1 protein-coding gene is annotated in these 1,991 nt (G+C 43.0%); it reads right to left on the bottom strand.

Annotation, left to right across the window (positions count from 1 at the left end; translation table 11 throughout):
- The coding region (locus EO95_RS07560) for a hypothetical protein (RefSeq protein WP_048133615.1) at positions 1-1,192 on the bottom strand (1,192 nt) is incomplete at its 3' end.
- Between the last annotated feature and the right edge of the window lie 799 nt (positions 1,193-1,991).

The raw sequence follows: 1,991 nt of genomic DNA on the forward strand, positions 1-1,991 counted from the left end.
GAGATAGGAGTCCGTCTCGTGGGCTCGGAGATGTGTATAAGAGACAGATTATGAACTCATCTGTATCGTTGCCCAGAGTAATTGCCGGGTCTCTCAGGAATGGATAGTACTGCGAAGTGTCAAAGAAAGGAGGTGTAGGAGAAGAGACACTCTGGTTTGCTGTCCAGAGATAGACTGCATCGTTATCAGGACCTATGGCGTTAATTCCTCTCTGGATAGCATCACTTCCTGCAGGAACTATCTGACTGGTCGGAAGCTCTGTGGCATTTGACACATTATACTTGTCAAGAATCGCAATCCTTAGCTCTTCGAGATCATCCATCAGGTCAAACTCTGTTTGCCCGGTTCCGCGAACCCTCAGCTCCGGATAAGCATATGGGTCAAGTTCCACAGTTTCGTTGGGAGTAATCCGGAAAACAGTAGCAGGTGTATTATTTATGTAATCGTCACCAGCCTGCGTGTCATTGAACAGGGCTGGACGGATAAATGCGGCAAATGTATCGGAGTCGTTCTCCAGGCCCATGTTCAGCATGACTGAGGGCAGTACCTGGGTATTAATTATATCGTCCGAATATCCTGTAGATTGGGCAGCATCCCGGATGCGCTGATCAATGCCTCTGTCAGCCGTAATGATTATTATCGTGGTTTGGTTGAAAGGATTCCCGGCCGACCCGTTTGGAGTCCCTTCGGTTCTAATAACCAGGTTGTTCACTGTGTCTGCTATGTTGGCAAAGATCCATCTCTTCTCATCCCCAATTGTCCTGTGCATTATGTAATTATCATAGCTGAAGTACCTGCATTCAGGCGGGGTTCTTCCCACGAAAACAACAGCTTCATCAGGACCAAGGTTCCAGAACGGAGTTAGATTCCCGCTCATTCCAAGAGTACTTGTTAATTTAGAAATCCGTTCTTCTACCCCATAACCAGGAGCCGTTGGAACAAAATACGCCAAGTATTTTGTGCTGGGATTATTTCCATACGCAGAAGGTAATACTCCTGCCTCTAATAACCTGATTAAATCAAAGTACCCCAGCTCTCCTTCCTGTACAGTGAATCCGTCCTGCTCCAGAGCCTGTTGAAAAGCTCCCGCATCATACGTTTCATTCTGTGCAGTTTCATTCGCTGCGAGGCTGGTTCCTGTTAACAGTATAAAAGCAATGCCAATTATTATAGCCATTATATATTTTTTCATATATATCCCCCAGGTTAATTTTTCATTTAATATATTAGAAACCTTGTCAGGACATTAACTAAACTTGGATAGTTGATCTGTTGATTGTTCGAATGATTCCTTACCCCCAACCTGTTTTGACTTATCCCTATTTTGTAAAAATAATACCACAGAAATACCCAAAACGCATAACAAAACTTTAAAACTCATTTTTCATGTTATACTCCCAACAGCCGGTTGTACTATACTGCTTTCAAAGATCCCGGATAGCTTCCCGCTCGACGCAGGAGAGCGGCCTTTCCCGTGAAGTCTGCAAAGAAGCTGAAAAAATACGAAGAAGCTGAAAGGTGTGCAAGAAGCTGATAAATATGCGAAGAAGCTGAAAATTCTGAATTTTAGCAAATGTAACCCTGAAAAAAGCTAGAACTTGAAAATTTTTCATTAGAACCATTCTAAATAACAAAATTTATTTTGCAACGTCCCCAATACCAAAAAGATATTGGAGGAGTTTTGTGGATCTGGTAGCCCTCGCCCAGTAAGCAACAAAGACTATCGTTCCAGCCCCACCTCTCTTTATTCGGGAGGCAAAACCGTAATAGACAAAAATAAAGTACGGCTCTGGCGTTATAGATAATAAAAAATGAAGATATGTGTTCATAGATAACACATATCAGCCAGAGCTTGAATTTACCTTAACGTCCCATTCTCTTTGTCTAATTTTACCTTAACTCATTGGGTCGAACTTTATAGCCCTATCGTACACGATCTCTGAGTAGGCTGGCCCGGTTTTTGTAGAGTTTTCCATGTAGGCCCTCCAGGC

Origin of the sequence: Methanosarcina sp. 1.H.T.1A.1 (assembly GCF_000979295.1) — an archaeon.
Taxonomy (GTDB): domain Archaea; phylum Halobacteriota; class Methanosarcinia; order Methanosarcinales; family Methanosarcinaceae; genus Methanosarcina.